Genomic DNA, 24,731 nt, shown 5'->3' with positions numbered 1-24,731 from the left:
CCGTATAGAAAAAGGGCTTTCCGTGAGGAAAGCCCTTTTTCTATTTGAATCTTGTGCAGTGACTGCTTTTATAAATTGAAATTAAGCGCCGCGCCATCCACCGCTGCTGCGTCCGCCTCTGTCACTGCTACCACCGAATCCGCCGGAACGTGGGCCGCCACCAAATCCGCCTGAGCGTGGGCCACCACCGAATCCACCAGAACGTGGGCCGCCACCGAATCCGCCGCCTGAAGAGCGAGGACCGCGGTCACGACGGTCTTGTTGAGGGAGCGCTTCGTTAACACGAAGACGTTGTCCGTCCAACTCTTGATTGTTTAATTGTTCCATTGCTTGTTTTGCTTCGTCGTCGTTAGACATTGTTACGAAAGCATAGCCTTTAGTTTCATTTGTAAATTTATCTCGGATAATTTTTACTTCTTTAACTTCCCCAAATTGTTCAAACGCATTTCTCAAAGATTCATCTGTAACTTTGCGTGACAAATTTCCCACATAAATATTCATTATTTAGACTCACTAAAAAATAGATTAATAATTATAACTAACAACAGTTCTCCCGCACGGGATTCAAACATTTTAAAAGAACAAATATAGTATCAAGAAGGTTATCATTTTTTCGTAGATTGGCATCGGAACCGATAAGTGTCATTGTATGAGTCTTACGAAAGGAATGCTTTATCATTGAATTTTTAGAATTTTTAATTGATGAACTATAAAATTTAACTCTTTTAATACTATATCAGGAATTATCTTATTTGTCTAGATCAGAATCGTTGTCTTCAAAATCCTGTAGCTTAACGTAGTCTGAATCAACATAGCGATCACATATTTTATAAACCCACGAGTGATTGGCATCCTGGTCAGCTGTCATGAGGTCGATGGTGACATTTTTGTCAAAAATAACACTGGCATGACGTAGGAGACTGCGCCAGCTCATTTGTATTTCTGTATCCAAAAAAGCGCTCCATAAGCATTCTTTGGGGGCTACTATTTTCTTGTAAGAAGTGACTAGTCCTGTGAGTGATATCACAAAGTCGATCCATTCATATGATTGGTTGCTCTCTGTTGATCGCATGCCTAGGTCGCTCATCTTTTTTCCGATGACTTTGTACTCTTCAGAGAGGCAGCCATCTAGATCATTGAGGCACTTTTTTAGCGCATCATTAGGTTTGGTGTCTTCTGCGATTTGCAAATCTGCCTTAAAATTTTCTATTGAACAATTCCATGTAGTAATGAGCTCTGGATAATGGTGATGTGCCGTAGTAAAAAATAGGGCATGGCGCGCCAATGCCATGCATATTACTTCATATTTTTTTATTGATTTTAAAAAACGGAGTTGTTCCGCATGGTCTTTTGGCTTACGGCAACGTCCAGAAAGATCTTTTGGCTCTACGGGCGGCTCTTGTGCTATAACGTTTTTTTTCGTAGTACGCTTTTTTTCCCGCTTCTTTTTCTTCTTGGCCTCTGTAAGAGCTAGTTGTTGCAGATATTGTTCTTTAAGAATTTTAAATGCTGCGACATCAAATGGCGGCTTTTTTTTAAGCTCTGCAGTAGACTGCTTTTGAATAGCTGTATAGATCGCATCTTCAAGTTGTATTTGCGGCAACGCGTGCGGTGCCGGCGCCTGCCCCTCTTCCATCGCCCCCGCCATCCCGCAGGCCAGAATTATCAATAAAACTAAATGTATCTTTGTCATAAGACTAATCTTGGCCTTCTAGTTTTTCTTTGTCTTCGAGTGCCTTTATTAGGTCAAGGGATATTTTTTTGCCGTTTCGTTTCATGTCTAACATGTGAGATTGACCATTTTTTTTAATTAATTGTAAGCCAATTTTTGCAATGTACTGATCCATTTCTCGAAAACTCATATTATCAGTTTCTTTTGCAAGATGAGAGGTTGCATCAGGAGCAACGTTAAATACTGAACAGCCTAAATATTTTTTTCGCGTAATCGGGCTTAGCTTTTTGACTTCAAATTGCTCGGAAGTGCGACTAATATATGCAGAATCTAATTTTTTGAATGAACCGTCTTCTTTTTTAGAATCATTGGAAGTGCCTATAAGTATAATTTCAGGAACTTTGTTTATGTCATCAAGCATGGTGAGAAATGCATTGACTGCGGCATTTTGGTCTTTAGAGACACTGTCATTATTATTGTTTCTAGCGGGTAAAATTGAATCAATTTCATCTATTGTGAATACCGTGGTGCCTGTCTTCGCAATGTTCTTCATATATTCTTGAATTTTATACACGAATGATGATGATTGCCCAGCATATTCTTTAACGAATTGAGCTCCGCCCATAGTATAAACAGGCGCAGATATTAAGCCTCCTACCAAGAGCGGTACATTACTTTTTCCGGTTCCTGGTTCTCCGTATAACAGAAAGGATTTTCGAATCGGATTGCTCATTATAAAACTTAGATCTTGGCCTGTCCTATCGACTATTTCGCGTGCAATGCAAAATGGATTATGTTTTTGCTCTATTTCTGATTCCTGTTCTTCTTTATCGGAACCAGTATTGATTTCTGTATCAATTTTCATCAATTTTGCAATGTCAGCAGCAGACTCTTGTTTCCAGCTATGCCCTTCTTTTGAAAAATTGCGCATATATTGAAAGCTGCCCCAGGTTAGACAAACGCCAAACATAGTTTTAAAGAGACCGCTGGTTATAGTTGGTTGTACTTCAGGAGAAAATCCACCAAATTTAGCTACAGAAGTTGCGTATACAAGACTTGCTCCGCCGACACCTATGGTGAATGCTGTGCCAGTAAACAATTGCCCAATAGTTGTGTTTAAAAAAAAGTTTTTTGTGTTTTGTTGTAATCTATTGAAATGAGAACCTGAATGTATATTCTCGAATTGAAATACGATTAACGCAGTAAGTAGGTAAGCCTTTGAAGTAGATTTCATAATGTTGGCCTCGTTAATTGTTGTAATTTGAATAAAATTTCGCTTCCCAGTTGTAATGTTCCTGTAACGGTGGTCATCGTTGTTTCGGCTTTATCTTGTTGCTGTGCCGAATTAATGGATTGCATGGCTTTTTCAACACTAGCTAATGCTTCATCATGTGCTTGTATAGCTTGTGCTATTTGTTCTATTTTTGATTTTTGTTCTTGAAATGATTGAGCTAGTGCCATAATTTCCGGAGATGATTCAAAAGATATGTTATTTTTTTGACATTCCGCAGCTTTTTTTTCAAGCTCTTCATTTAACTTTAATATGCTTTGTTCTGCAATAGCATATTGTTTAACTAACTTTTTTTTGCGATGTTCTAAATACTCTTGTTTTTCTAACGCTCGTTGATTTTGTTGATTAAAAAATGACGGATATTTTTCTTCCATCCTATCGATTATGCCGTTAGTTGCGCGAGCGGCTAGTATAGAGCCGACAGTAACAACGGCAAATCCAGTAGTCGCCGTAAGAACACCCATAAAAATATCAGCGGCATCGGCTTTTATGTTGTTTGGTGGTAAAGTAATTATTATTAATAATGTAATAATAGTTTTTTTATTTAATTTCATGTGTGCGCTCTTGTAAAAGATCTAACTGTGTTAAAAAAAATTAAAAAATTATTTAAACACAGTATAGCTAAAAACGGCGCATTTTCAATAAATTTTGTATGTAAAGACGAGATCTATAACACTAATCGGGTGGATTGTCACCCGATTAGTGTTAGGTAAAAATATAAATATTACTTACAAGCCAAAAAAGTGTCTGATTTTGGAAGTAGTACTTGTTCGTTTTTTGGCAGTAGTATGCTTTTTGTGAGCATGCTTCTTGGCCTTAGTAGCCGTAGCCGTTTTTTTTCTGCGATGAGCAGTTTTTTTTATTACTGTACGTGCCATTGAGAGTCTCCTTTTTTAATAGCATTTACTTTGCTTTGTATTATAAAGCTTACAGTCTACTTTAAGTATAATTAAAAAAGATCAGAGAATTCAATAGTTTTTTGTACTTTTTTATTTTTTTAAAAAATAATGTATAAAAAAACTTTACATAAGAGGCATTGGCGGGTTATTTTGAATCATTATGAAAAAACTATATTTTTTATCTACTGTTTATCTATTTTTCTCAATTACGGGCTTATCTTGTAAAGAAGATAATAACCAGGTTCAGCTCCTGGTTTATTCTTATAACCGCCCCCTGCAACTCTACGCATTTTTAGAATCTGCCTCGCATTATGTAAAAAATATTAACTATTGCACCGTGTTGTATAGAGCTGATAGTAATTTTGCTCCTGCATATGATGCTGTTAAAAAAGAGTTTCCTCAGATTGCTTTTATCAGACAATCACCAGTTAATCCAAAGGGTGATTTTAAGCAATTAACGATGGAGATATTAAACAATACTCCTGCGAGTTTCTGCTTGTTTGCGGTCGATGATATTATTGTAAAAGATTATGTAGATTGCGCTGACTGTGTGCGATACCTTCAAAAAACGGGTGCGTACGCGTTTTTTTTACGGCTTGGCTTGCACCTTAATTATTGCTATACGATGCGCCGTGCTCAAAAAATACCCTCTCATAAACGCGTTGATAGCAAGGTGGTAACCTGGAAGTTTAATAGGGCTGTCTGTGATTGGGGTTATCCCAACAATGTTGATATGACTTTGTATCGTAAGCAGGATGTTATAAAATCCCTATCACGCATTGCATTTTCTGCGCCTAATAACATGGAAGGGCAGTGGGCGGCGTGCTCAGTTAAAAATCAATGGGGGCTTTGTTATAGGGATTCAAAAATGGTTAATATACCTCTGAATGTTGTTCAAGAAGGCGTCCCTAATTATCACATGAATCTTTTTAGCGTAGAAGCACTTTTACAAAAATTTAATGAAGGATTAAAAATTAATATTCATGCATTATATAACATAAAAAATCGCTCTTCGCATATTGATTATTATCCTGAATTTATTATCAGATAATCGTAAAAAATATACTCTTTACTCGTTTTTTTATACATTAATTACAAGCGTAAAAAATGTTTTTTATTTTTATAATTTGGGAAAGAGTTATATGTCTGATCATATTATTATAGAACAGTCCCCATTATTGCAGGGAGAAATTATACTTGATGGCGCAAAAAATGCGGTACTTGTTATTATGGCCTCACTTATTTTAACGAGAGGTAAATCGCATTTGACTAATGTGCCATGTTCTAATGATGTTTATCAAATGATTGCACTTTTACAAAATCTTGGCGCTACTGTTTATTTTGATGAAAAAAACAATACAGCTGATATTGATACGTCTACTATATGTGCTCAGGCGGTCAATGCTGATATTATGAAAAAGATGAGGGCATCTATTTTGGTTATGGGGCCGTTGCTTGCACGTTATGGTGCAGCAGAAATAGCTCTTCCCGGTGGGTGTGTTATTGGTGCTCGACCTGTCGATTACCACCTTAAAGCATTTGCCAAAATGGGTGCAGTTATTACGCATACGCAGGACGCTTTATATGCACGTGCAGAAAAGTTAACCCCACAGCGCTTTATGCTGGAATATCCGAGCGTAGGTGCTACCGAAAATATTATGATGGCGGCTGCTTTAACGCCAGGTAAGACAACCATTATTAATGCTGCGCTGGAGCCGGAAGTTTTTGATTTAATTGCTGTGTTAAGAAAAATGGGGGCACATATTACCATTACTCAACCAGCAGCTATCGTTATAGAAGGAGTTGAAGATCTCAAACCTGTAACACATGCTATTATGGCAGATCGATTAGAGGCCGGCACATTATTGCTTGCCGTAGCTATGACGGGCGGGTCGGTTACCATTCCCCATATCCATGTTGACATGCTTGAGCTTGTATTAGAAAAATTGGATGAAATGGGCCATGTTATTGGTATTGGGCCTGACGGAATGGGTATATCTTTTTCTGCCACAGCTAATCCGCGTGCCGTTTCTTTTAAAACAATGCCGTATCCAGGGTTTCCAACAGATCTTCAGGCGCCAATGATGGCCGTGTTGTGCAGAGCCTCTGGAGAAAGCGTTATTCATGAAACGGTATATGAAAATAGACTATTGCATATTAGAGAATTACAAAAAATGGGCGCTCAAATTACGCAGAGCGGAACGATGGCTGTTATAAAGGGCGTAGACGAGCTCTACGGCGCTTCTGTTATTGCAACCGATATTCGAGCTTCAGCGGCGCTAGTTATCGCTGGGCTTGGAGCACACGGTCAGACAGTGATGAGCGGCGTGCACCATTTGCGCCGAGGTTACAATAAGCTTGAAGATAAAATTATGAAATTGGGCGGCAAAATACGCGTTGGATAATTAAATAATTGCGCAACAACCGGCTGCAGTAGGGCTTTTAAATTCTTCTTCAGAGCAGTGACGGCATTGCTGAGCTTCGAGAAGGTGCTCACTCTCATGTTGTTGGGCTGTTTGAGCAATTTGACCAGGTTTATTGGCAATATTTTCTGTCTCAATATTGGCAGAGGTTATATTCGCACCATTGTTTGCGGATAACGATAGGAATGTTACTGTAATTATAGTAAAAATAATTTTATATTTCATAAGAGCCCCTATTTTATAAATATTTATAGTTGATAAATAATATTATGATATGAGTATACTATAAAAATAGTCTTGCAGACAATAAAAAAGCCCCGGTTTTTTATATACCGGAGCTTTTTTATATATATGAGCTTTAAGCCGCTTTTTCAGCTTTGGTAGCTGGAGCATGCCCAATAATTTGAGCTTTATGTGGGTGATTAGGTCCCTTATAAATTAATAATTTGCGTAATTGGGAGCGTGCCATTTTGGTAGAGGCAAGCATTCCTTTGACCGCATGATAGAGAATTTCTTCAGGTTTTTTATCCATCATTTGTTGCGCGGTAAGTCTTTTTTGTCCGCCAATCCAGCCGGTATACCAAACGTATTCTTTTTGTTCGAGTTTATCACCCGTAAATTTAACTTTTTCGGCGTTGATAACAACAACGTAGTCGCCAGAGTCGATATGTTGAGTATAATGTGCTGTGTCTTTGCCGCGTAAAATATCAGCAATTTGTGTTGCTAAGCGACCAACAACTTGATCTTTTGCATCGATTAAGCGCCAGCGCGGATCTTTTTGTGCTGTCTTTAAAAAAAATGTTTTGTTCATATCCATAGTAAAAAACCCTGAAATTTATAAGTAAAAGATAATTTTGAAAAAAGTGCTTAAAAACAAGTGGTTTTATTATTTTAATCGATAACTATCTCTTGGTCAAATAATAGTACAATTATCATTTTTTTCGTTAAATTCAGATAGAAAATCATATTCTTGAGATTCTTTAGTAGTGGTAGTCTCTGAGTTGCCGTCAATAACTATTTCTACCGGACTCATTTCTGAAGATTGCTTTAATGCTTCTTGAGATTCATATATATCGCTCATGGCATATGCAGATATTGCTGATAGTGCTACAATAACATATATATATTTATATAATTTTATCATGATCATTATTCCTGATTATGTGACATCTGTTCGTGTTTTGCTATCAAATCAGCAAGTTGTTCGTTTTTGTTCTCTTGCGCGATGGCAAGCGCTGTTTGATTCCTGTTGTTTTTAAGTGCGGTATTAGCTTTATATTTTAACAGTTTTTTACCTAGATCATTATATTTCCACTTGGCGGCGAACATAAGGCAGGTATTGCCTGTGTTTGGGTCTTGAGTATTTATATCTGTCTTATGTTGCAAAAAAAGTTCAAGAATATTTGGATAATCTTTTACTCGCATTACGTAACTAGATAAAATATGGCTATCTGGTCTGCAAGAGTTGGTTTCTGACATGATATACGTAGGGTTTGCTCCCCGTAAAAAAATTTCTTTGACGAACGTATCTCTGTTTTTGAGATGCTCTATAATATCTATAGTTTTTCTCAGGGCATAATCACAATTTTCTGGGCTTTTATGCGCATCCAAGACCTCTATAAACTTTTGTACATTATCTGTTCTTAAAGCGGCATAAATTGCCTCTTTTTCGAGCGTCATGCTGTGTATTACAAGTGGTAGAAAAACAGCAAGTATTGTACTTGTTTTAATTATCTTCATAATCTTCTTCGTAATCTTCATCATCTTCTTGATCTTTTTCCGACACCATTTTTTCTATTGAATTAACATCTTGTGGTAATTGTCCCGACAGGCGTTGAGCGCCGAGAGCGGTTATAAGATAATCATCTTCAATACGAATGCCGATTGATTCTTCTGGAATATAAATGCCCGGCTCTATGGTGATGACGTCGCCTTCTTGTAGCGGATCGGCGTAATTACCAACATCATGAACATCAAGACCCAAAAAGTGGCCGATGCCGTGGGTAAAATAGTCACCATAGCCATATGATGATAATTTTTTGAGCGCTAGGTGATAGAGCGATTGCTCCGGCTTTTCTTTGTTAGAAAGCCACATGCCCGGTTTTGCTAAGCGTGCAACGAGTGTATGCGTTTCTAAAACAATGTCATATAATTTTTTTTGACGTGCTGTAAACGCACCAGAAACGGGGTAGGTTCTACTAATATCTGCGCAGTAACCGTCTATTTTTGCGCCAATATCAACGACCACCAATTCTCCATCGCGCATTTTTTTTGCAGAGCCGTGGTAATGCAAAACCGTACCGTTTTTGCCGCTCGCGACGATAGAAGGGAAGGCTTTTTGAAAACCGGATTCGGCAAAAATATAATCAATGCCCGCAATAACTGCTTGCTCTGATGCACCATCTTCGATGGCATATGCAGCGGCTTGGTGTGCAATTGCGGTAATTTCTATGGCTTTGCGAAGGGCGTTAAGCTCTACGGGTGTTTTTTTACGACGCATTGATGCAATAAATGCCGAAATATCAACAAGATTGGGAGTAATTTCTGGAACAAGCGCTTCAACTTGCATAAGTGTTAATTGCTGTTCTATATATGCATTTTGATTGTTTACGTTAAGTGTATATATCTTATGCTGTGAGGCAATATGTTGCTTTATAAAATCTATAAAAAAAGCATAATCTTGTTGTTTGATAATGGGCGAACACTGGTATCCGGTAATGGGATGGCCTAGGTATTCGATAGCATCAAGACCATGCGTTTGAAGGTTTTTTGAGTCTTTTTCGAGCGCATGCGCCATCCATTGAGCGCGCGATTGTTTGTAGTGCGGTATAAACAGCATTGTTTTTTTATGCATGTCCATAACAAAAACAACGCCCGGCTCGTTAATGCCGGTCATATAATAGAAAGAACTTTCTTGAGTAAATGGTTCTGAGCTGCGCTCAAATCCAGCCCATAAAACGACGAGTCCTTGTTCTGGGTATTGTTTTTTAATTGTTTCAATAAGGGCATGTTGCCGCTGTTTGAAAAGTGATTCTTTTTTCATAATTAAAATGATCTCCGCTCGGAAAGTGCCTTGTGTAAGGTTAATTTATCGGTAAATTCAAGTGAGGAGCCGACAGGCACGCCTCGCGCCAAACAGGTTATCTTGGCGGGAATATTATGGAGCGTTCGCGCAATAAATGATGCTGTTGCTTCTCCCTCAGGTGTCTGGTTCATGGCCAAAATAATTTCATCGCAATTCTGGGCTGCTCGTTGTACCAATGCGCTGATGGTGAGATTTTCTGGTCCTATGCCTTCTAGTGGATAAATTGCGCCGCCAAGTACGTGATATGTTCCTTTATACGCACCTGTTTTTTCGAGGGCAAAAAGATCGTACCAAGTTTCAACAACACAAATAATACGCGTATCTCGTGGAGGGCAGCAGAGCATGCAGGCTCGGTCATTTTCGCGCCACGCCCAGCAGGTTGTACATTTGCTAATATTGTTTTTTGCGGTTGTAAGCGCCGCACAAAACTGTTGCAACTTGTTATTGTCCATCATCAAAAAATGATGCGCTACGCGATACAAATTTTTTGATGCAAGATAGGGCACCTGCTGTAATTGCCTTAATAATACGGTTAAACTTGGAACATTATCAGTATGATTGTTCATGATTTTTTAGGGTTACTATTTTTGAAGTTTATTTTGTATAAAGTCGCATATTGTTTTGGTACACAAGAAAAGGGTTAATCCCGCAGAAAAATTACCCATAATACCAACAACTACCAACGCTATAAATATTTTTAGAACATATTGACGTGGATCGTGATTGGTTCCTTGAGCGCCTTGTAGCAAAATCCCTAAACCCATAATAGTAGGTAAAACATAATAAGGGTCTTTAACCGAAAGATCGGTAATCCAGCCAATAAATGGCGCATGGTACAGATCTATCGAATTATTTAAAACTTTATTAAGTGCCATAAAAACGGGAATGAGAATGAGATAGGGCAGACATCCGAGCATGTCGCCAGCTTTTGGACCATACTTTGTCGCGAGCTCTGCTTGTTCATGAGCGAGTAATTCTCTGTCATGTTTATATTTTTGCTCTAAATATTGTTTTTTTCTAGCATATTCGGCGTGTTTATTAATGTTTGAAGAGCTTTTTACAGTGAGCGGATAAGTGAGTAAATTCATCAAGATGGTCATGATGACAATTGCCCAGCCATAGTTATGCACATATGAATAGAGTAAATTCAAAAGCCCAAGAAGCATTTTTGAAAGTGGCCCAAACCAGCCATATTCCAAGGTTTCTTCAAGGCGAGGATCAGCTGCAACCATGCTCGAATTATCTTTTGGTCCGCAATAAAATGACATGGTCCATGTTTTTTTCTCGGTGATCGCTGGACCTTCCAAGATAGTTGTTACTTCGTTATTGATGATTTTATAATAGGCGCGTTGTGTGAACTTTTGATTGTCGGTAATTAATGCATTAACAAAGTATCTATTTTCTGCACCAAAAAGTGTTGGCTGAACCCATATTTTATTGATAACATCAGCAGGTTTTATTTTTTCTATAACGTTTTTATCGGTAAATGCGAGGGCCATATTGTTTTGTTGGGCGCCTAGCGCAGGAACAAGAGGCCCTGGTAGAAAAATACGCGGTAGCACTGTTTTTTGACCACGTGGCTCTATGGTAATTGTTGTATCAATCACATGAGTATGGTCATCGATAATAAACTGTTTTGTAATTGTTGCTTCAGTAGTTTGCGCTTCGTATATAACCGTCGTTTGATGGTCATCGCGTTGATTGCGTATCAGCTGATATTCATAAGGGCTTGCTTCAGTAAGTGCTACAAAAAGTCCGCCGGCTTTTTTTTCATGATCATCAGTAATATCAAGTATCGAGAGCGCTTCTTGTTTATGATTAATGGTGCGTATGTTTTCTATGTGCACCAGTGAGCCACCGTGTGTAGAAAAAGTATACGTGGCGTGAGGCGTTGTAACCGTGCTTTTTTGCTCAGGCATTCCCCTCTCTTGTGCGAATGCTATATCAAGAAGAAGAGGTTTGGTGAGTTGATCAGCGGGAGTTGCAATCAAGCTTTGTCCGGATTTTAAGGTAACACCCTCTTGTTTTTTGATCATGGGGGTAACAAAAAAATACTGGATTCCCCAGGAAGTTATGATCATTAACGGTACGTAAAGAATAATATCTTGCAATTTCATGGATTTTTATACCTTATCTGCATTAGGTTGATGTAATATATGGCATAGTAAGAAGCTATAATACTACCATGCATTTGCAAAAAGATAAACGTAAGGAGCAAGTATTATGAAGATGGAAAAAAGGAAGTTTCGCATAGGAGAGCTTGCAGATCTCTTAGCTGTCGAAAAATTTGTGGTGCGCTTTTGGGAGAAGGAGTTTCATTTTCGCGCTCAAAGATCAGAAGGTGGCCAGCGCTTTTATGATGAAAAGGATCTTAAAAAATTTTCGCTCATCAAAGAGCTTTTGTATGAAAAAGGCTTTACTATTGCGGGCGCCAAAAAGTTTTTGAAAGATCAGGGTAAAAAAGCGGTGACGTCGGACATTATTGCGTCTCAAATAACCAATATGGATCAGGAAGCAAAAGTATCTGAAAATAATGACAATAGTGACGTAGAAGATTGTGGCCAAGATTTGGCAGCGCGTATTGAACAACAGATTATTGATTTACAACGTAAGCTTATTAAGCTTAGAGAGCTTTTGTAATGATATACAGATGGGGCTATGCGCCCCATCTGTAAAAAAAGTTAAAAGTTAAAGATCTTATAATAAGAATTACGGCCGTCTTCTGTTGATCCTATATAATATCCGGCCATTAAATTAATTGTATCTTGCGCCTTGTGATCAAAATCAAATGTGTATTTAACAACTACATCTTTCACTAAAAGTTTTATAGAACCTTCGTGTGATTCATAGGTATGCTTCTTTCCAGCAAGAATCCGTATCGCATTTTCTGAAGTTTTGTTTTTTGGTAATATAAACAGGTGGCTTCCTGAACCATTAGTAATAGTTACTGTTTTTTTTGCAAGATTAGATATTTTCAGCGTGCGATTTTTTTTGATTGTTAGGCCAATAATTTCGGCATTATGCGGAATATTTTGAGTGGCAGTCAGGGTGTTATTATTTTCATCGATAAAGGCTACATGTATATCTTGGTTGGCGTGTTCGGTTTTAGAAAATGTATAAAGAGGCTTCTTAGGAAAAGATATGTTTTTGGGCTTTATGTAATCAAGCGTACTGCATATGTCTTTGTCTATTGTATTCGCAATTATTTTATTGGAAACTAAAACATTGTGCGTGCATTTGTTGTTTATCCATGTCACTACAGCTCGTGAACTATCACGTTCAAACATGAGGTGCTGTTTTTTGCCACCGACTTCAAATGATCTAATTAATAAATGAGTGAGAGGTTTGTCGGCAAGGGTGCATTCTGTCTTATTATTATCTACTATGCATTGTACTGATGTGTCGCTAGTAGCATCATAATTTGCGACAAATGCACATAAGTAGCCGCTTTTAATAGCGCGTGAAATTTGACCTTTAATCATGTTATTTGCCAGAAGAAGTGCCGTGTTATTGGTCTCGTTGAGAATAGTTACCCTGTTTTGCTTGCTTTCCATGGCATAGAGGCTTGCTATAGAAATAATATTGAGAAAAAATAATTTTGTTTTCATAGAATATCTCTTGTGAAAAATGTTTATTGAATATAATTTTTACTCAATAAATAATAAGTTAAAATAATAAAAAAGCTACGTTTTTAGCGTAATTTGAGAGTTATAAGGGTCAATAGGCAAAGAACAAATGAAATAATGCCAAATCTGACGGTTATTTTTGATTCTTGCCAGCCCATAAGTTCAAAATGATGGTGCATGGGGGCCATTTTAAAGAATCGCGTGCGCCATAATTTATAGGTAATTACTTGAATTATAACCGATATGGTTTCGGCTACAAAAAGACCTCCAGAAATGATCAAAAGTAACTCTTGCTTGGTCATGAGCGCCATAAGGCCTAATCCTGCTCCTAGCGACAAAGAGCCCACGTCACCCATAAAAATTTGAGCTGGATAGGTGTTGTACCACAAAAAGCCTAGAGATGCCCCGACTAAAATTGCCCCTAGGATCGCTATTTCTGCTGTTCCGGCGAATGGAATGCCCAGATATGCTGAAAAGGTGGCATGGCCCGCAACGTAAGCTATAATAGAAAATGTGGCGAAATTCATGATTAAAGACCCTATAGCAAGGCCATCAAGGCCGTCTGTCAGATTAACCGCATTACTTGTGGCGACGAGCACTAAAATGGCCCATGGCGTGAAAAAACACCCTAAATCGGGTGATATGTTCTTGAAGAATGGGAGTGAAAGTGTTGTTGATGGGTTAGATAACCATAGCCAGCTTGAGATAGAAAGGGTGGCGATTACTATTTGCGCGCACAGCTTGTGCCGTTCAGAAATGCCTCTTTTTTTGACGATTTTAGACCAGTCATCCCAGAAGCCTATTAAGCCGAAGCCAATTAATGTCCCTAGGAATATGAGCAGCTCTTTATGGCTGCTATTACACCATAATAACGTTGTAAGGGTTACGATTCCAATAATAAAGATACCTCCCATGGTCGGCATATCCCCTTTTGCTTTATGTGTTTCTGGGGTATGCTCTCTGGCGCGCATTTTAAAGTATTGCCTAGACCAGCAAATAAACCAATTCCCCCCTGCAATAGATAAAATAAGTGCGGTTAATAAGCCTGCAATAGACCTAAAACTTATATAATGGATAACGTTAAAACAATTAATATAATGTTTAAGAAATAATGAAGAATAATACAGCATGTACGTATACCTATGGTAAAAAACCGATATTGAGCGCATTAATTAATTTATTATATTAAAAATAAGCTTTTTATAAAACTTTTGATTATTGCTCGATAATAAATTCTATTTGAAGTAAAAATACCCCTAGATTTAATTATATCTATATGCTCTCTAGATCGATCAATTGGGCTATGCCAAGCACCCCCCTTTGACTTATTTGATTGATAGGGTATACTGAGATATATATTAACATATACTTTTATATGAAATTAACCTGTTATAAGACAAGGGAAATAATTATGAAATTTTTATATAATTTAAAGCATTTTCGAGGGCTTGTTCTCGCCTTAGCTCTAGTTCATCCTGTGATGGTGCCAACTCGTGTTTTTGCAATGTCTGCAGCATCTGAGGCTCAAGAGTTAGAAGAAAATGAAAAAAAAGCCATAGCAATCTTTTTAGCGTTTATGTGTATAACAGAAAACACCAAGGATCATTCGCTTAAGTGGGCGAGGGCTGTTGAACGTATTATTGAATTACTTAAGACTAATCCTAAATATGCAAAATTGTGTGCGACGCTTCGTCAATTGCAAAATGAGAAGAATGCTCTTACGATAGGCATGGCGCTTAAAAAGCATTTAGCAGAGCTTCCGCAAGAAGTGCAAGTTGAAGTTACTAAAAAGGGCGTCAACGGATTGCGTCTTGTTTTTAACACAAGAATATAGTATTTCTACTGTGATGTTAGCAGGGGAAATGGTGGTTGGTTCTAGTAATTTTTCGTAATTATACGTATACTTAATCGATATAATAATGTCTCATTAATTATTAAATTGAGTATATATCTTGAGTAACAAATCTTGGAATGCGTTTGATGTTATTGTTATAGGTGCAGGGCATGCTGGAATAGAAGCTGCTTATGCCGCTGCTCGTATGGGTTGTAGAACATTGCTTCTTACTCTCAATATTGATCGGACAGGTCTTATGCCCTGCAATCCCGCTGTTGGTGGAATTGGCAAGGGACATATTGTATTCGAAATCAGCGCTTTAGGCGGTCTTATGCCGCAATTATGCGCTCAAACATATCTCCAAGTGCGTATGCTTAACACAAAAAAGGGTCCAGCCGTTCATGGTTTGCGCCTTCAAATCGATAAGCACGCTTATAATAAAGCAAGTAAACAATTTTTAGAAAAAACAGAAAATTTAACTCTTTGTACCGGTATGGTTGAAGAGCTGTTGGTTGAAGATAATATTGTCCGAGGCGTTAGAACGCGCGAGGGCGATATTTATTATGCAAGTTCTGTTGTCGTGACAACGGGAACCTTTTTAAATGGACTTGTTCACGTTGGTCAAGTTAACTATACGTCTGGGCGTCAGGGTGAAGAGGCTTCTACGGGTCTGTCGCACTCTTTAAAAAAGCTTGGCCTAAAAATGGGGCGTCTTAAAACCGGTACTCCTCCGCGTCTTTTAAAAAGTAGTCTCAACTTTTCTGTTATGGAAGAACAGGGCTCTGATGAGCTTGAGTATCTTTTTGGATTTTATCCGCAGAAGGTAGAACATAAAATTTCTTGTTATGTCACACATACCAATGAAAGAACGCATGCGATTATACAGGAAAATTTCGAGCAATCACCTATTTTTACAGGAACTATAACTGGAAAAGCGCCTCGCTATTGTCCTTCTATTGAAGATAAAATTTCTCGTTTTGCCGATAAAACATCCCATCATGTCTTTGTTGAACCAGAGAGTGCGTCTTCGGATGAAATGTATCCGAATGGGCTTTCGACGTCACTCCCGTTGCCTATACAGAGGGAATTTATACAGTCTATAGCTGGTTTTGAAAATGCGGTTATCACTCGACCAGGCTATGCTATCGAATATGATTTTGTTGCTCCCAATCAACTTTTACATACGCTTGAAGCAAAAACAGTTTCAGGGCTTTTTTTAGCAGGACAAATAAATGGAACGACCGGTTATGAAGAAGCAGCTGGTCAGGGTATTATAGCAGGAATTAATGCCGCTGCCCGTATAAAGGGTTTACCTGATTTTATTATAGATAGGAATACGGGTTATATAGGTATTATGATTGATGATTTAGTCAGTCTTGGAGTTGATGAGCCGTATCGCATGTTTACCTCACGAGCTGAGCGTAGACTATTATTGCGGCAGGATAATGTTTTTTCAAGACTTGGAAAAATGGCGTTTGAGTATGGTCTTATTCAAGAGCCGCTGTATCGGGCTATTACTGATGAGCAGGCTGACATATGTTCTGCAGTTGTATTGTTGCAAAAAAATCATCGTATAGAAATAATGCATCTTATTAGTGCCGGTGAAACAGAAGCGGTGTATGAAAAAATACAACAATATTATCATAAACCGCTTTCGTATCGCGCCGTTTTGTCTATTTATGCAGAGTTGTTGTATGAGCCTTATCTTAAGCGCGAAGAACGAGAAGTCGAAAAAACGCGGCAGTATCAAGATCTTTATATTGCTGATTCTTTTAATTATATTGATATTCCGGGACTATCTAAAGAGTTGCAGCAAAAATTGATGAAATACAAACCGCAAACTATCGCTCAGGCTAGTTTAATACAAGGCATGACGCCGGCCGCTATCTCTCTGCTTATTTTTAAAGTGCGTGAACTCGCTCAATAATTATATGTTTTTGTGTTTTTCTCTTGTGTGACCAGACATCTGTTGAGCTGTTTGTGTGCTAACTGAGCAGTTTAATACAGTACAGTAGCGCACTGGGCTATTTGGATGTTCATCCTTAAAATGGCTATAATATTGTTTGTGTCCTGTATATGCTGCATTATTGCCTTTTTCTGTGCAATCTGGATGGTTGCAGTAGAATGTTTTAGCATAATTATAAAAATGATACACCAGTTTCGCTTTTTTAGTTTTTTGTGATGATTGAGGAAGCGAAGAATTTAATCTTGTGAATAATTTTTCTGATTCTTTTTCCGACAATACGGTTAAGCTTGATGGGGTGTTAATATTCCCCGTCATTCCAAAATTATATGATGTTATAGATAATAAAAAAAATGCGTAAATTTTTATGAAGTTCATATGTGTTTTACTCTTTTGGTTTGTTTTTTATTCAGATGTATTCTGCCGTGTTTAGATACACGTTGAGCTGTTTGTGCGCTAAATGAGCAACCGAATGCAGTACAATAAAACGTTGTCCTGTCTCGATGTTGACTATTAAGATGTTTATAATAATTTGCGTACCCTATGTATACAGGGTCTTTTTTTTCGCAATTTGGATCGTTGCAGTAGAATTCTTTTTCCCTAAAATAATACCATCTTGCCTCTCTTATCGGATTTGCTTCATCATTGAAGAATTCTTTTAAATATTCGCGTGGCAATGATATTATTTCTTCAAGTTCTTTTATATTTTGTGATAATTGAGGAAACGAAGAATTTAATTGCGTGAATAATTTTTCTGATTCTTTTTCTGACAATACGGTTAAGCTTGATGGGGTGTTAATATTCCCCGTCATTCCAAAATTATATGATGTTATAGATAATAAAAAAAATGCGTAAATTTTTATGAAGTTCATATGTGTTGTGCCTTTTTGGCTTGTTGTTTGTTCAAACTAGTTTGATACAAAGACATGACGCTGGTCGCTATATTTATTTATTTTAAAGTGGTTCAATAATTATATATTTTTGTGATAAATTCTTGTATGGCTAGCCATATTATAGCGCGTGTCGGTCTTAAATGGACAGTTGAATGCATAACAATAAAACATTGAGCTTGTTGGGTGTTGAGCTTTGTAATGCTTATAACGCTTTGAGTGTCCTATGTATACATTATCGCCTTTTTCTTTGCAATCTGGATGGTTGCAGTAAGTTTTTTTTATCGCATAATAATAATTTCTTTTTTGTTTTTTTGTGGCATTGAAAGGCTCTTTTAAATATTTGCGTGCCAATGATATTTCCCCAAGGGGCTTTATATTTTGTGATGATTGAGGAAGCGAAGAATTTAATCGCGTGAATAATTTTTCTGATTCTTTTTCCGACAATACGGTTAAGCTTGATGAGGTGTTAATATTCCCCGTCATTCCAAAATTATATGATGTTATAGATAATAAAAAAAATGCGTAAATTTTTATGAGGTTCATATGTGTTGTGCCTTTTGGATCAATATATTACAAATGCTGACACATTGTAATATATTGATAATAAAATGTCTAATGTTTTTAAATAAACAAACGTATATTTTTACTGATTTGTAACTAAATTATACGGCAATTCGTATGCGTTTTTGGTTTGTTTTTTGTTCAAGTGTATCTTGTAGGAGGCTGTGTAGTCTTTGTTTGATTTCATGATTTTTTGCATATTGCAGCGCAGTGTTTCCATTTTTGTCTTTGATAGTAACATCGGCCCCATTTCTCAGAAGATATTCTACTATTTTTTGATCGCCTTTATGCGCAGCAAGCATAAGATATGTTTGTTCTAGTCGACCTACTTGATAATTAGGATTAATACCGTCAGATAATAAATATTTCAGCAAAACCGTGTTTTTTTTGTGAATAGCCGGTAACATAGAATATTGCTTGTCATCACGAGTTAATTGTGCTGAATGTTGCAATAATAATGAAATAATTTCTTGATTGTCCCCATCTCTGTCAACTGCGCATGAAAGTGGTCCAAGTTTTCCATTATTTGCTATCCTGAGATTTGCACCAGTTTTTAAAAGTTCACGAGCTGTTTCTTTGTTTTTACTTGCGCATGCGTACATAATCGCAGTATTGCCTTTATTGTCTTGTTTATCTATAAAAGCACCAGCTTTGACGAGCATTTTTATAATGTTTGCAGGAGCATATGCTGCTCCTATCATTAATGCGGTTGCGCCATTATTGTTGGTATGGTTTATGGAAACATTGTGCTGTAATAATATCTTTACTGCTTTGCTGTCTTTATTATGTACAGCAAGCATGAGTGGTGTAAATTGTTGTTCTTTTTGATCACACATAATAGCGGTATCTGCTTTTTTTGTAAGAAAGAAAGTGAGTGCACCGTAATTCCGTTCGCTTATCGCATGATATACAGGAGTGGCCCCTGGATGTATACCGGTGCTTTTTCGATTGATCATGCCTTCATCGAGATGGAGATAAATATCTTGTATATCTTTTATGCTTTTTCTTGTAATTGCACCAAATAAGCCTTCTAATTGATATTGATCATAATGAAGCAGAAAGATGATTGTTTCTTTGTAGTTGTTAGCTAAAGCTAGTTCTATAAGCGTTGGCTTTTGTTGATTAAATTCTGGTATTTGCACTATTTTTCTGATGAGGCTGTGTTGAATTGGCCCGTGTTGAAATTTTAACGTAACTTCTGGTTTTTTAATTTTGAATTCTTCTGCATTAAAAATTTCTAACGCAATTAAGAGTCTTATTTTTCGTTTTATGGCTGTATCGTAAAGAATTTTATCTATAAAATTTACTATAATATGTTCTGGGATTTTTTTTTCTTGAGCGGCTTTGAAAGCTGTTATTAAGTGATGAGACGCTGTTTTTGCTGTATTATTTTCAAAACGATCAAAATGATTAGTTATTTGAGCATTGATATATAAAAATTGAATGCACACTATTAAAAAAAAAATTTTTCTCATGATGTTTTCCTATGTTTCTTATTTTTTTAAATTACAGTTTAGCATATGTTTTTATGCGTTTTTTGTCTACAGTAATAAGAAAAATAGGTGATATGTTTTTATACTTAATCGCGAATTGATGCCGTTATAAAATACATGACAAGACCTATGAGAATAATAGTGCTGTACAATGCATACGCGTATATTCCAAAAAGTAATGCGTTGCGCGCTGTTGCGAGTAATAAAAGTAAACAGGTGAGTATGCCTGCGCATGCAAGTATGCGTTTGTTTTTATACACATAAAATGCGGATATTGTAAATGCGCACACGCTAATTGTATATGCAAGTGTTGAGCCAAGTGCGCTTATTTGCTGGAGTGGCACTTGTTCGCCTTTGAAAAACCATACATAACCAAGAGCAAATAGTGCTTCTATGAGAATGCATATGTAAGGCATATGATGCTTATTAAGAGTTATAAGTTTGTTTTGAGCAATGGTGTGTCCGTGTTGTGCTAGGGTGAACAGGTTCCAACTGTTACTGAATAAAATTCCGTAGCTGGCACCTAAGGAAGAGGTTGCGATTCCAGAAAGGGTTACGGCATTTGCATATTTTTGCCATATGATATGAGAGAATATTTTTTGGCTTATTGCCGGAAAAGCCTCACGAAAACTAGATAATTCTTGTAAATAGCTTCCTAGAATAGAAAAGAAACTTATCTGGTACATGATCATAGCAATAAGTACGATAAAAAATGATATAAAAATGGCTCTAGGGGCATTTTTTTCGGGATTATCAATTGATCTACTGAGCGAACAACTTGCTTCAAATCCTGCAAATGCAAATAATACAAAGGGAAGTGTGCCGGGGATGCCTTGCCATAAAAATGTTTGATATGAAAAATTATGAAGAGTTCCATAAAAAAGAGCTGTCAGAATAACGAATAAAATGGGCAACGCTTTGAGGATAATAAAAACATATTGAATAGATCTGCCTGTTCTTACATTAAGCATATTAAGAAATGAAAAAAATAAAATAATAACACTGTCTATAATGAGCGGATTGATTATTGATAACGTTGGAGAAATTTTTTGTATAAGTGTGACAAAGATATGTATTCCAAGTGCGGCAGATGCTAATTTTGCTGTAAAGTATCCCCAGCTACTGATAAAACCTAATAATGGATGAATATTTTTTCCAAATTCATAAAATGTTCCGCCATGGTGATCTTTAAGCAGTTCTGCGATTACTGATATTAAGGGAATCATTAATATTCCGACAATTACATACGTTAAAGCTCCAAGACTTCCTGCCGCTTTACTTAAAAGAACCGTGTTAATAAATATACCTGATCCCAGCATTATATTTACATTGATAAGAATTGCAGAAAAAAGTGATAGTCGATGCGTTGCTGGCATGATAAAATCCTAGGATAATGGTTGGTAAGTTATATAAAGTGTTATAGCAGCGGCTATTGCGGCATTAAGACTTTCGGTATTTCCGGGCATAGGCAGTGTTAAAAAATGATCACATTGTTGTTGCCATTCTTCTGGAAGTCCGTGCGCTTCGTTGCCAACAACAAAGAGCTGTTCTTTAAGATTATATTTTTGTGGTGGTTGCCCATCGCTCACGGTAAGTGCGCACAGTGGGATATTTTTTTTATAGTCTAACAATTGTTGCCATGTCCAAGAAAAAACAGTGACGAGGGCAAGCGATCCTGCTGTTGCTTGTACTACTTTTGGGTTCCATGGGTCGCATCCTTCTACAATGACGATGCTGGGAACTGCCAATGCCGCAGCAGTACGAATTATAGTACCCATATTACCTGGGTCTTGAATTTGGGCCAAAACTATGCCTGGTGTTAATAGGTGTGGTTCCGGTGTTTTTGGAATTTTAAATAAGGCGAGCATTCCGCTGGGAGTTGTGGATGAACTTATAAGCCCCATGGTGTGGTCATCGAGTAATATTATTTCATTATTTTGTATATGAGATTGAAGTATAGAATGTCCTTTTTGGGTGGTAAATGCTGCATCAAGCTGATAACCATGATGCAAGAATGTGGTGATTGTTCTATACCCTTCAGCAATGAATAGACCATATTCTAATCTTTTTTTTGCAGTTTTAAGTTCAATGATTTTTTTAATAATTGGATTGTAGCGCGATGTAATATATTTCATTTTTAAAATCTCTTTACAGGGCTTTTTATGCAAGCGCATAATTAACATTATGTATGTTACCTTATGAATGGCAATAATGAAAGAAAAAATCTCATGGTTGTAAAAAATAATCTTCTTTTTATTGTATCTCTTACTGTAATGTGTGCTATTCAAGCTTCATCCGATATACAATTTGAGGAGGAGACTGTTGTCGTTGCATCTCCGGGAATTAAACCACATTCACTCGTTGTAACAATTCCCCATATAGGTTCTGTAGAAATGATGCCTGTTTTGGAACCACATCCTGGATTGATGGCGTATTTGCCTTCCATTTCAAAAAATATAGCACTTGGCCCTTTGGAGTTTTCTGAAGGTAAAATGCTGCTTATTGACGGCACTTTTTCATATGTGTTACAGGGAATATTGTTTGGAAAAAAATTTCATGCGGGAATCAAAGAGCTAGAAACTGAAAGTAAGCTTATTGAGGGCAAGCCTTTTAATGTTTCAAAAATGAAACTGGGTATAACTTTTAGCGAAAGCGTCTTTTTAGAGATTATTCCTGGAGTATTGTGCGCTTTGAACAGTGTAAATATAGACTTAGAACAAGATAAACCAGTCATTGTGAGCGCTGATACCGAAATTGGAAAAATTCAAACAAAGATAAGTATTTCTATTGAAAAAAATAAGTATACGGTTGCGCTTTCAGTGCCGAGCGTTTTTATGAGCACTCTGATACCGCCGTTGACGCTCACTCCTTTAGCGAAAGTTAAACTTTCCTCTTCAGTTCTTTCCTTTTCATTGAATAATGCACAAAAAATTTCAGAAGCCGAAGTTAAAATTAAAGCACAAGTCGATTTTTTTGGTGCATCTGTGGGTGGCCAGGTTAATTTTAGACATGATCAAGCGGGAAATAGTATTATTGTTTTTGAGGCGTTTTTGCCGGCAGATAAAACAATTGCTCAGGTGATTCCCCCATTAAAAAACACCTTATTTGAGGATGTTATTTGTAAGGATGTTCGTGTTGTTATATCGACTGCTGATTATAGTGATACCCAACGGCAATTGTTATTTAAGCACGGTATAAATCTATACGGTGATGTTACGCTTAAAGGCCTACTTTCTCCTATAAATCACATTATTCATGGTTCTGAAAACGCGCACCTGCGCATGATGCTATCTGTTCCACTTGATCCATTGAAATCAGTATTGACTGTGCAAATTCCTGTAAATATTAGCTTTAAAAAAGATCAATTATTACTCGATTCCTTATTGTTGCAAATTGGAGGCATTCCGCCAAAGGCTACGCTTAAGGGCGCGATCACCGTAAAGCCAACTCCAAAAGATGAAAGTATTGTCGGCACAGCAAAAATTGATGTTAGCGATGAAACGGCCGTGATTTCTGGTACTATGCAAGGCCGATGGAATGATCCATTAGGTATTAAAAATATTTCATTAAAAGATGTTGCGGTTGAGGCTGGTATTAATTATAAAGTTTTTTTTGAGTCCGGGCTGCCAGATTCATTTGGTATGGCGGCGACTTTATCTATTGGAAAGAAAAGCGTTTCTCTTGCGGGTAATTTTTCTGCAACAAACAGTGAAGATATTATGCTTGCAGGTAAATTAAATGAATTATCGTTAAAAGATCTTATAGATCTTGGTTTTGATATGTTTGGTCGTCGTATTGATGATAAAAATATACCAGTTGTTGAAATGAATGACCTGACTGTATACCTTGTGCAAAAAGATGTAACTATTGGAGAATTAACGTTTTCGCCGGGTCTTAATATAGCGGCGACTATGAAAATTTTTGACATTGTAGCGGAGGGGCAATGTTCGATTAGTCAGACTGGTATTATAGCTCGTGGCGTCTGCACCCCTATCATATGGGGGCCATTGCGTATTACGGGTACTGATCGAGCAAAAAATAAGAATGCAGGACCGACATTAATCATTAATTTACCAATGCCGCCAAGACTTAATGGTGAAATATATCTTGATGGGTTGCTAGAATTAGGTGATGTTTTTCACAGTAAAGCCCAATTGCATATGTCTTTGCATGAGTTTTATTTTAATACAGAAGGTAAGATTAATAATCTTTATTCTGCGTCCATTAAGGGAGTTGCTCCATTTTCTCGTAATCCTAATTTTACATTGACCATAGATTTTAAGCAGGAATTTACCTCTTTTTTACAAAATACGATTGACGGTGTTTTGAATGATATGGAGCAATCAGCTCATCGTCGTCTTGATGCTGCAAAAAATGAGCTTGTGATATTAAAAGAAGCGGCGGATGATGTTGCCAAGAGTATTGAAAATAAACAAAAGAATTTTGCTCGCTCAACAGATTCGGATGATGAAAAAACTTCTGCTGATTTACGCAATAAAATAGGTGCCCTAGAAAAACAATGGGACGGATTTTCTGTTGCAGAAAAAATTTCTCATGCTGTTGATATCGGTGCTCAGATAGTTGCCCTTAAAGCATTGTTAGAAAAACAAGAAATAACTAAAAGTTTGACAGAGGTACCAACAAAAATAGATATTGCGGCAAAAACAATTGAACGAGAATCATTACTTGGCGCTCAAAAGGCATCAGATGCATTTTTAACAGCATTGCAGGATGCTGCTCAAGTTGGTAAAAAAGTTGGTGGGTATGCAGTAAGCAGTTTTATGGGATTAATACGGGTTGATCATGTAAGATTTAAGGGAGATGCTCGTAAAATAGTACACGGTGTAATGCCATCTCTGACTATAGAGTTTACTGATATTTTTAAAAGAAAACATTCTATTAAAGTTTCATTTGATTTTAAGAATCCTATAGAGAGTGCTCAAAAAATAGCTAAAAATATGATTAATTTTGTTATTGGAAGATCGTAATAA

At 37.0% G+C, this 24,731-nt stretch carries 26 protein-coding genes; 6 read left to right on the top strand and 20 right to left on the bottom strand.

Annotated elements, in window-relative coordinates:
- Positions 1 to 81 precede the first annotated feature (81 nt).
- The 5 genes from WC707_03665 to WC707_03645 form a co-directional block, all read right to left on the bottom strand.
- On the bottom strand, positions 82 to 501 hold the full coding sequence (locus tag WC707_03665; protein ID MFA6066255.1) for an RNA-binding protein: 420 nt from the start codon (positions 499 to 501) through the stop codon (positions 82 to 84).
- Between the two features lie 247 nt (positions 502 to 748).
- Positions 749 to 1,693, bottom strand: coding sequence for a hypothetical protein (locus WC707_03660; GenBank protein ID MFA6066254.1), 945 nt, complete (start codon positions 1,691 to 1,693; stop codon positions 749 to 751).
- Positions 1,694 to 1,697: 4 nt separating this feature from the next.
- Positions 1,698 to 2,906: an ATP-binding protein gene (locus WC707_03655; protein MFA6066253.1), complete on the bottom strand. Its 1,209-nt coding sequence runs from the start codon at positions 2,904 to 2,906 to the stop codon at positions 1,698 to 1,700.
- Complete coding sequence (locus tag WC707_03650; protein MFA6066252.1) at positions 2,903 to 3,517, bottom strand: hypothetical protein; 615 nt, start codon at positions 3,515 to 3,517, stop codon at positions 2,903 to 2,905. Before WC707_03650 ends, WC707_03655 begins: the two co-directional genes overlap by 4 nt.
- A 174-nt stretch (positions 3,518 to 3,691) precedes the next feature.
- The gene (locus WC707_03645) at positions 3,692 to 3,841 is read right to left on the bottom strand and encodes a hypothetical protein (GenBank protein ID MFA6066251.1); all 150 of its coding nucleotides are present in this window, start codon (positions 3,839 to 3,841) and stop codon (positions 3,692 to 3,694) included.
- A 181-nt stretch (positions 3,842 to 4,022) separates the two neighbouring features.
- On the opposite strand from WC707_03645, the gene WC707_03640 reads away from it, so the two are divergent.
- A complete protein-coding gene (locus tag WC707_03640) occupies positions 4,023 to 4,913 on the top strand; it encodes a hypothetical protein (protein ID MFA6066250.1) in 891 nt (296 codons plus the stop codon).
- Between the two features lie 91 nt (positions 4,914 to 5,004).
- A complete protein-coding gene (gene murA, locus WC707_03635) occupies positions 5,005 to 6,267 on the top strand; it encodes a UDP-N-acetylglucosamine 1-carboxyvinyltransferase (protein MFA6066249.1) in 1,263 nt (420 codons plus the stop codon).
- Here the strand turns inward: murA and WC707_03630 are convergent, their stop codons facing one another.
- From WC707_03630 to yidC, 7 genes are all read right to left on the bottom strand, one after another.
- Positions 6,268 to 6,510 carry a hypothetical protein gene (locus WC707_03630; protein ID MFA6066248.1) on the bottom strand — a complete coding sequence of 81 codons (243 nt, stop codon included), beginning with the start codon at positions 6,508 to 6,510 and terminating at the stop codon, positions 6,268 to 6,270.
- Between the two features lie 133 nt (positions 6,511 to 6,643).
- Positions 6,644 to 7,096 (bottom strand): 50S ribosomal protein L13, encoded by a 453-nt coding sequence (rplM, locus tag WC707_03625; GenBank protein ID MFA6066247.1) that lies wholly within the window; start codon positions 7,094 to 7,096, stop codon positions 6,644 to 6,646.
- 102 nt (positions 7,097 to 7,198) lie between these two features.
- Positions 7,199 to 7,429, bottom strand: a complete 231-nt coding sequence (locus WC707_03620; protein ID MFA6066246.1) for a hypothetical protein — start codon at positions 7,427 to 7,429, stop codon at positions 7,199 to 7,201.
- Positions 7,430 to 7,434: 5 nt separating this feature from the next.
- Complete coding sequence (locus WC707_03615; protein MFA6066245.1) at positions 7,435 to 8,025, bottom strand: ankyrin repeat domain-containing protein; 591 nt, start codon at positions 8,023 to 8,025, stop codon at positions 7,435 to 7,437.
- The gene (locus tag WC707_03610; protein ID MFA6066244.1) at positions 8,012 to 9,328 is read right to left on the bottom strand and encodes a Xaa-Pro peptidase family protein; all 1,317 of its coding nucleotides are present in this window, start codon (positions 9,326 to 9,328) and stop codon (positions 8,012 to 8,014) included. The genes WC707_03615 and WC707_03610 overlap by 14 nt, the downstream gene beginning before the upstream one ends.
- A 2-nt stretch (positions 9,329 to 9,330) precedes the next feature.
- Complete coding sequence (gene recR / locus WC707_03605; GenBank protein ID MFA6066243.1) at positions 9,331 to 9,936, bottom strand: recombination mediator RecR; 606 nt, start codon at positions 9,934 to 9,936, stop codon at positions 9,331 to 9,333.
- A gap of 15 nt (positions 9,937 to 9,951) precedes the next feature.
- On the bottom strand, positions 9,952 to 11,487 hold the full coding sequence (gene yidC / locus WC707_03600) for a membrane protein insertase YidC (protein ID MFA6066242.1): 1,536 nt from the start codon (positions 11,485 to 11,487) through the stop codon (positions 9,952 to 9,954).
- 106 nt (positions 11,488 to 11,593) lie between these two features.
- On the opposite strand from yidC, the gene WC707_03595 reads away from it, so the two are divergent.
- Positions 11,594 to 12,010: a MerR family transcriptional regulator gene (locus WC707_03595; protein MFA6066241.1), complete on the top strand. Its 417-nt coding sequence runs from the start codon at positions 11,594 to 11,596 to the stop codon at positions 12,008 to 12,010.
- Positions 12,011 to 12,051: 41 nt separating this feature from the next.
- On the opposite strand, the gene WC707_03590 is transcribed toward WC707_03595, so the two are convergent.
- Both WC707_03590 and mraY read right to left on the bottom strand, forming a co-directional pair.
- The gene (locus WC707_03590; protein MFA6066240.1) at positions 12,052 to 12,978 is read right to left on the bottom strand and encodes a hypothetical protein; all 927 of its coding nucleotides are present in this window, start codon (positions 12,976 to 12,978) and stop codon (positions 12,052 to 12,054) included.
- An 83-nt stretch (positions 12,979 to 13,061) separates the two neighbouring features.
- Complete coding sequence (gene mraY / locus WC707_03585) at positions 13,062 to 14,126, bottom strand: phospho-N-acetylmuramoyl-pentapeptide-transferase (GenBank protein ID MFA6066239.1); 1,065 nt, start codon at positions 14,124 to 14,126, stop codon at positions 13,062 to 13,064.
- 281 nt (positions 14,127 to 14,407) lie between these two features.
- Here mraY and WC707_03580 point away from each other — a divergent pair, with 281 nt between their 5' ends.
- On the top strand, positions 14,408 to 14,830 hold the full coding sequence (locus WC707_03580) for a hypothetical protein (protein ID MFA6066238.1): 423 nt from the start codon (positions 14,408 to 14,410) through the stop codon (positions 14,828 to 14,830).
- 118 nt (positions 14,831 to 14,948) lie between these two features.
- Complete coding sequence (mnmG, locus tag WC707_03575) at positions 14,949 to 16,757, top strand: tRNA uridine-5-carboxymethylaminomethyl(34) synthesis enzyme MnmG (GenBank protein ID MFA6066237.1); 1,809 nt, start codon at positions 14,949 to 14,951, stop codon at positions 16,755 to 16,757.
- On the opposite strand, the gene WC707_03570 is transcribed toward mnmG, so the two are convergent.
- The 6 genes from WC707_03570 to WC707_03545 form a co-directional block, all read right to left on the bottom strand.
- The gene (locus WC707_03570; protein MFA6066236.1) at positions 16,758 to 17,171 is read right to left on the bottom strand and encodes a hypothetical protein; all 414 of its coding nucleotides are present in this window, start codon (positions 17,169 to 17,171) and stop codon (positions 16,758 to 16,760) included.
- Positions 17,168 to 17,665 (bottom strand): hypothetical protein, encoded by a 498-nt coding sequence (locus WC707_03565; protein ID MFA6066235.1) that lies wholly within the window; start codon positions 17,663 to 17,665, stop codon positions 17,168 to 17,170. Before WC707_03565 ends, WC707_03570 begins: the two co-directional genes overlap by 4 nt.
- Positions 17,666 to 17,764: 99 nt before the next feature.
- Positions 17,765 to 18,229 (bottom strand): hypothetical protein, encoded by a 465-nt coding sequence (locus WC707_03560; protein ID MFA6066234.1) that lies wholly within the window; start codon positions 18,227 to 18,229, stop codon positions 17,765 to 17,767.
- A gap of 119 nt (positions 18,230 to 18,348) precedes the next feature.
- The gene (locus WC707_03555) at positions 18,349 to 19,722 is read right to left on the bottom strand and encodes an ankyrin repeat domain-containing protein (protein MFA6066233.1); all 1,374 of its coding nucleotides are present in this window, start codon (positions 19,720 to 19,722) and stop codon (positions 18,349 to 18,351) included.
- 104 nt (positions 19,723 to 19,826) lie between these two features.
- Entirely contained in the window at positions 19,827 to 21,116 is a 1,290-nt protein-coding gene (locus tag WC707_03550) for an amino acid permease (GenBank protein MFA6066232.1), read from the bottom strand.
- Between the two features lie 9 nt (positions 21,117 to 21,125).
- Positions 21,126 to 21,875, bottom strand: coding sequence for an RNA methyltransferase (locus WC707_03545; GenBank protein ID MFA6066231.1), 750 nt, complete (start codon positions 21,873 to 21,875; stop codon positions 21,126 to 21,128).
- A gap of 93 nt (positions 21,876 to 21,968) precedes the next feature.
- On the opposite strand from WC707_03545, the gene WC707_03540 reads away from it, so the two are divergent.
- Complete coding sequence (locus tag WC707_03540) at positions 21,969 to 24,728, top strand: hypothetical protein (protein ID MFA6066230.1); 2,760 nt, start codon at positions 21,969 to 21,971, stop codon at positions 24,726 to 24,728.
- Positions 24,729 to 24,731: the final 3 nt, after the last annotated feature.

It is taken from the genome of Candidatus Babeliaceae bacterium, from assembly GCA_041660765.1.
GTDB lineage: Bacteria > Babelota > Babeliae > Babelales > Babelaceae > JBAZVR01.
The sequence above is the reverse complement of the archived record's forward strand: the minus strand, read 5'-3'. Positions and strand labels throughout refer to the sequence as shown.

Excerpts from the sequence above, each read along its gene's own strand:
- WC707_03665 (MFA6066255.1), bottom strand. The coding sequence starts at position 501 with ATGAATATTTATGTGGGAAATTTGTCACGCAAAGTTACAGATGAATCT.
- WC707_03660 (MFA6066254.1), bottom strand. The coding sequence starts at position 1,693 with ATGACAAAGATACATTTAGTTTTATTGATAATTCTGGCCTGCGGGATG.
- WC707_03655 (MFA6066253.1), bottom strand. The coding sequence starts at position 2,906 with ATGAAATCTACTTCAAAGGCTTACCTACTTACTGCGTTAATCGTATTT.
- WC707_03650 (MFA6066252.1), bottom strand. The coding sequence starts at position 3,517 with ATGAAATTAAATAAAAAAACTATTATTACATTATTAATAATAATTACT.
- WC707_03645 (MFA6066251.1), bottom strand. The coding sequence starts at position 3,841 with ATGGCACGTACAGTAATAAAAAAAACTGCTCATCGCAGAAAAAAAACG.
- WC707_03640 (MFA6066250.1), top strand. The coding sequence starts at position 4,023 with ATGAAAAAACTATATTTTTTATCTACTGTTTATCTATTTTTCTCAATT.
- murA (MFA6066249.1), top strand. The coding sequence starts at position 5,005 with ATGTCTGATCATATTATTATAGAACAGTCCCCATTATTGCAGGGAGAA.
- WC707_03630 (MFA6066248.1), bottom strand. The coding sequence starts at position 6,510 with ATGAAATATAAAATTATTTTTACTATAATTACAGTAACATTCCTATCG.
- rplM (MFA6066247.1), bottom strand. The coding sequence starts at position 7,096 with ATGAACAAAACATTTTTTTTAAAGACAGCACAAAAAGATCCGCGCTGG.
- WC707_03620 (MFA6066246.1), bottom strand. The coding sequence starts at position 7,429 with ATGATAAAATTATATAAATATATATATGTTATTGTAGCACTATCAGCA.
- WC707_03615 (MFA6066245.1), bottom strand. The coding sequence starts at position 8,025 with ATGAAGATAATTAAAACAAGTACAATACTTGCTGTTTTTCTACCACTT.
- WC707_03610 (MFA6066244.1), bottom strand. The coding sequence starts at position 9,328 with ATGAAAAAAGAATCACTTTTCAAACAGCGGCAACATGCCCTTATTGAA.
- recR (MFA6066243.1), bottom strand. The coding sequence starts at position 9,936 with ATGAACAATCATACTGATAATGTTCCAAGTTTAACCGTATTATTAAGG.
- yidC (MFA6066242.1), bottom strand. The coding sequence starts at position 11,487 with ATGAAATTGCAAGATATTATTCTTTACGTACCGTTAATGATCATAACT.
- WC707_03595 (MFA6066241.1), top strand. The coding sequence starts at position 11,594 with ATGAAGATGGAAAAAAGGAAGTTTCGCATAGGAGAGCTTGCAGATCTC.
- WC707_03590 (MFA6066240.1), bottom strand. The coding sequence starts at position 12,978 with ATGAAAACAAAATTATTTTTTCTCAATATTATTTCTATAGCAAGCCTC.
- mraY (MFA6066239.1), bottom strand. The coding sequence starts at position 14,126 with ATGCTGTATTATTCTTCATTATTTCTTAAACATTATATTAATTGTTTT.
- WC707_03580 (MFA6066238.1), top strand. The coding sequence starts at position 14,408 with ATGAAATTTTTATATAATTTAAAGCATTTTCGAGGGCTTGTTCTCGCC.
- WC707_03570 (MFA6066236.1), bottom strand. The coding sequence starts at position 17,171 with ATGAACTTCATAAAAATTTACGCATTTTTTTTATTATCTATAACATCA.
- WC707_03565 (MFA6066235.1), bottom strand. The coding sequence starts at position 17,665 with ATGAACTTCATAAAAATTTACGCATTTTTTTTATTATCTATAACATCA.
- WC707_03560 (MFA6066234.1), bottom strand. The coding sequence starts at position 18,229 with ATGAACCTCATAAAAATTTACGCATTTTTTTTATTATCTATAACATCA.
- WC707_03555 (MFA6066233.1), bottom strand. The coding sequence starts at position 19,722 with ATGAGAAAAATTTTTTTTTTAATAGTGTGCATTCAATTTTTATATATC.
- WC707_03550 (MFA6066232.1), bottom strand. The coding sequence starts at position 21,116 with ATGCCAGCAACGCATCGACTATCACTTTTTTCTGCAATTCTTATCAAT.
- WC707_03545 (MFA6066231.1), bottom strand. The coding sequence starts at position 21,875 with ATGAAATATATTACATCGCGCTACAATCCAATTATTAAAAAAATCATT.
- WC707_03540 (MFA6066230.1), top strand. The coding sequence starts at position 21,969 with ATGGTTGTAAAAAATAATCTTCTTTTTATTGTATCTCTTACTGTAATG.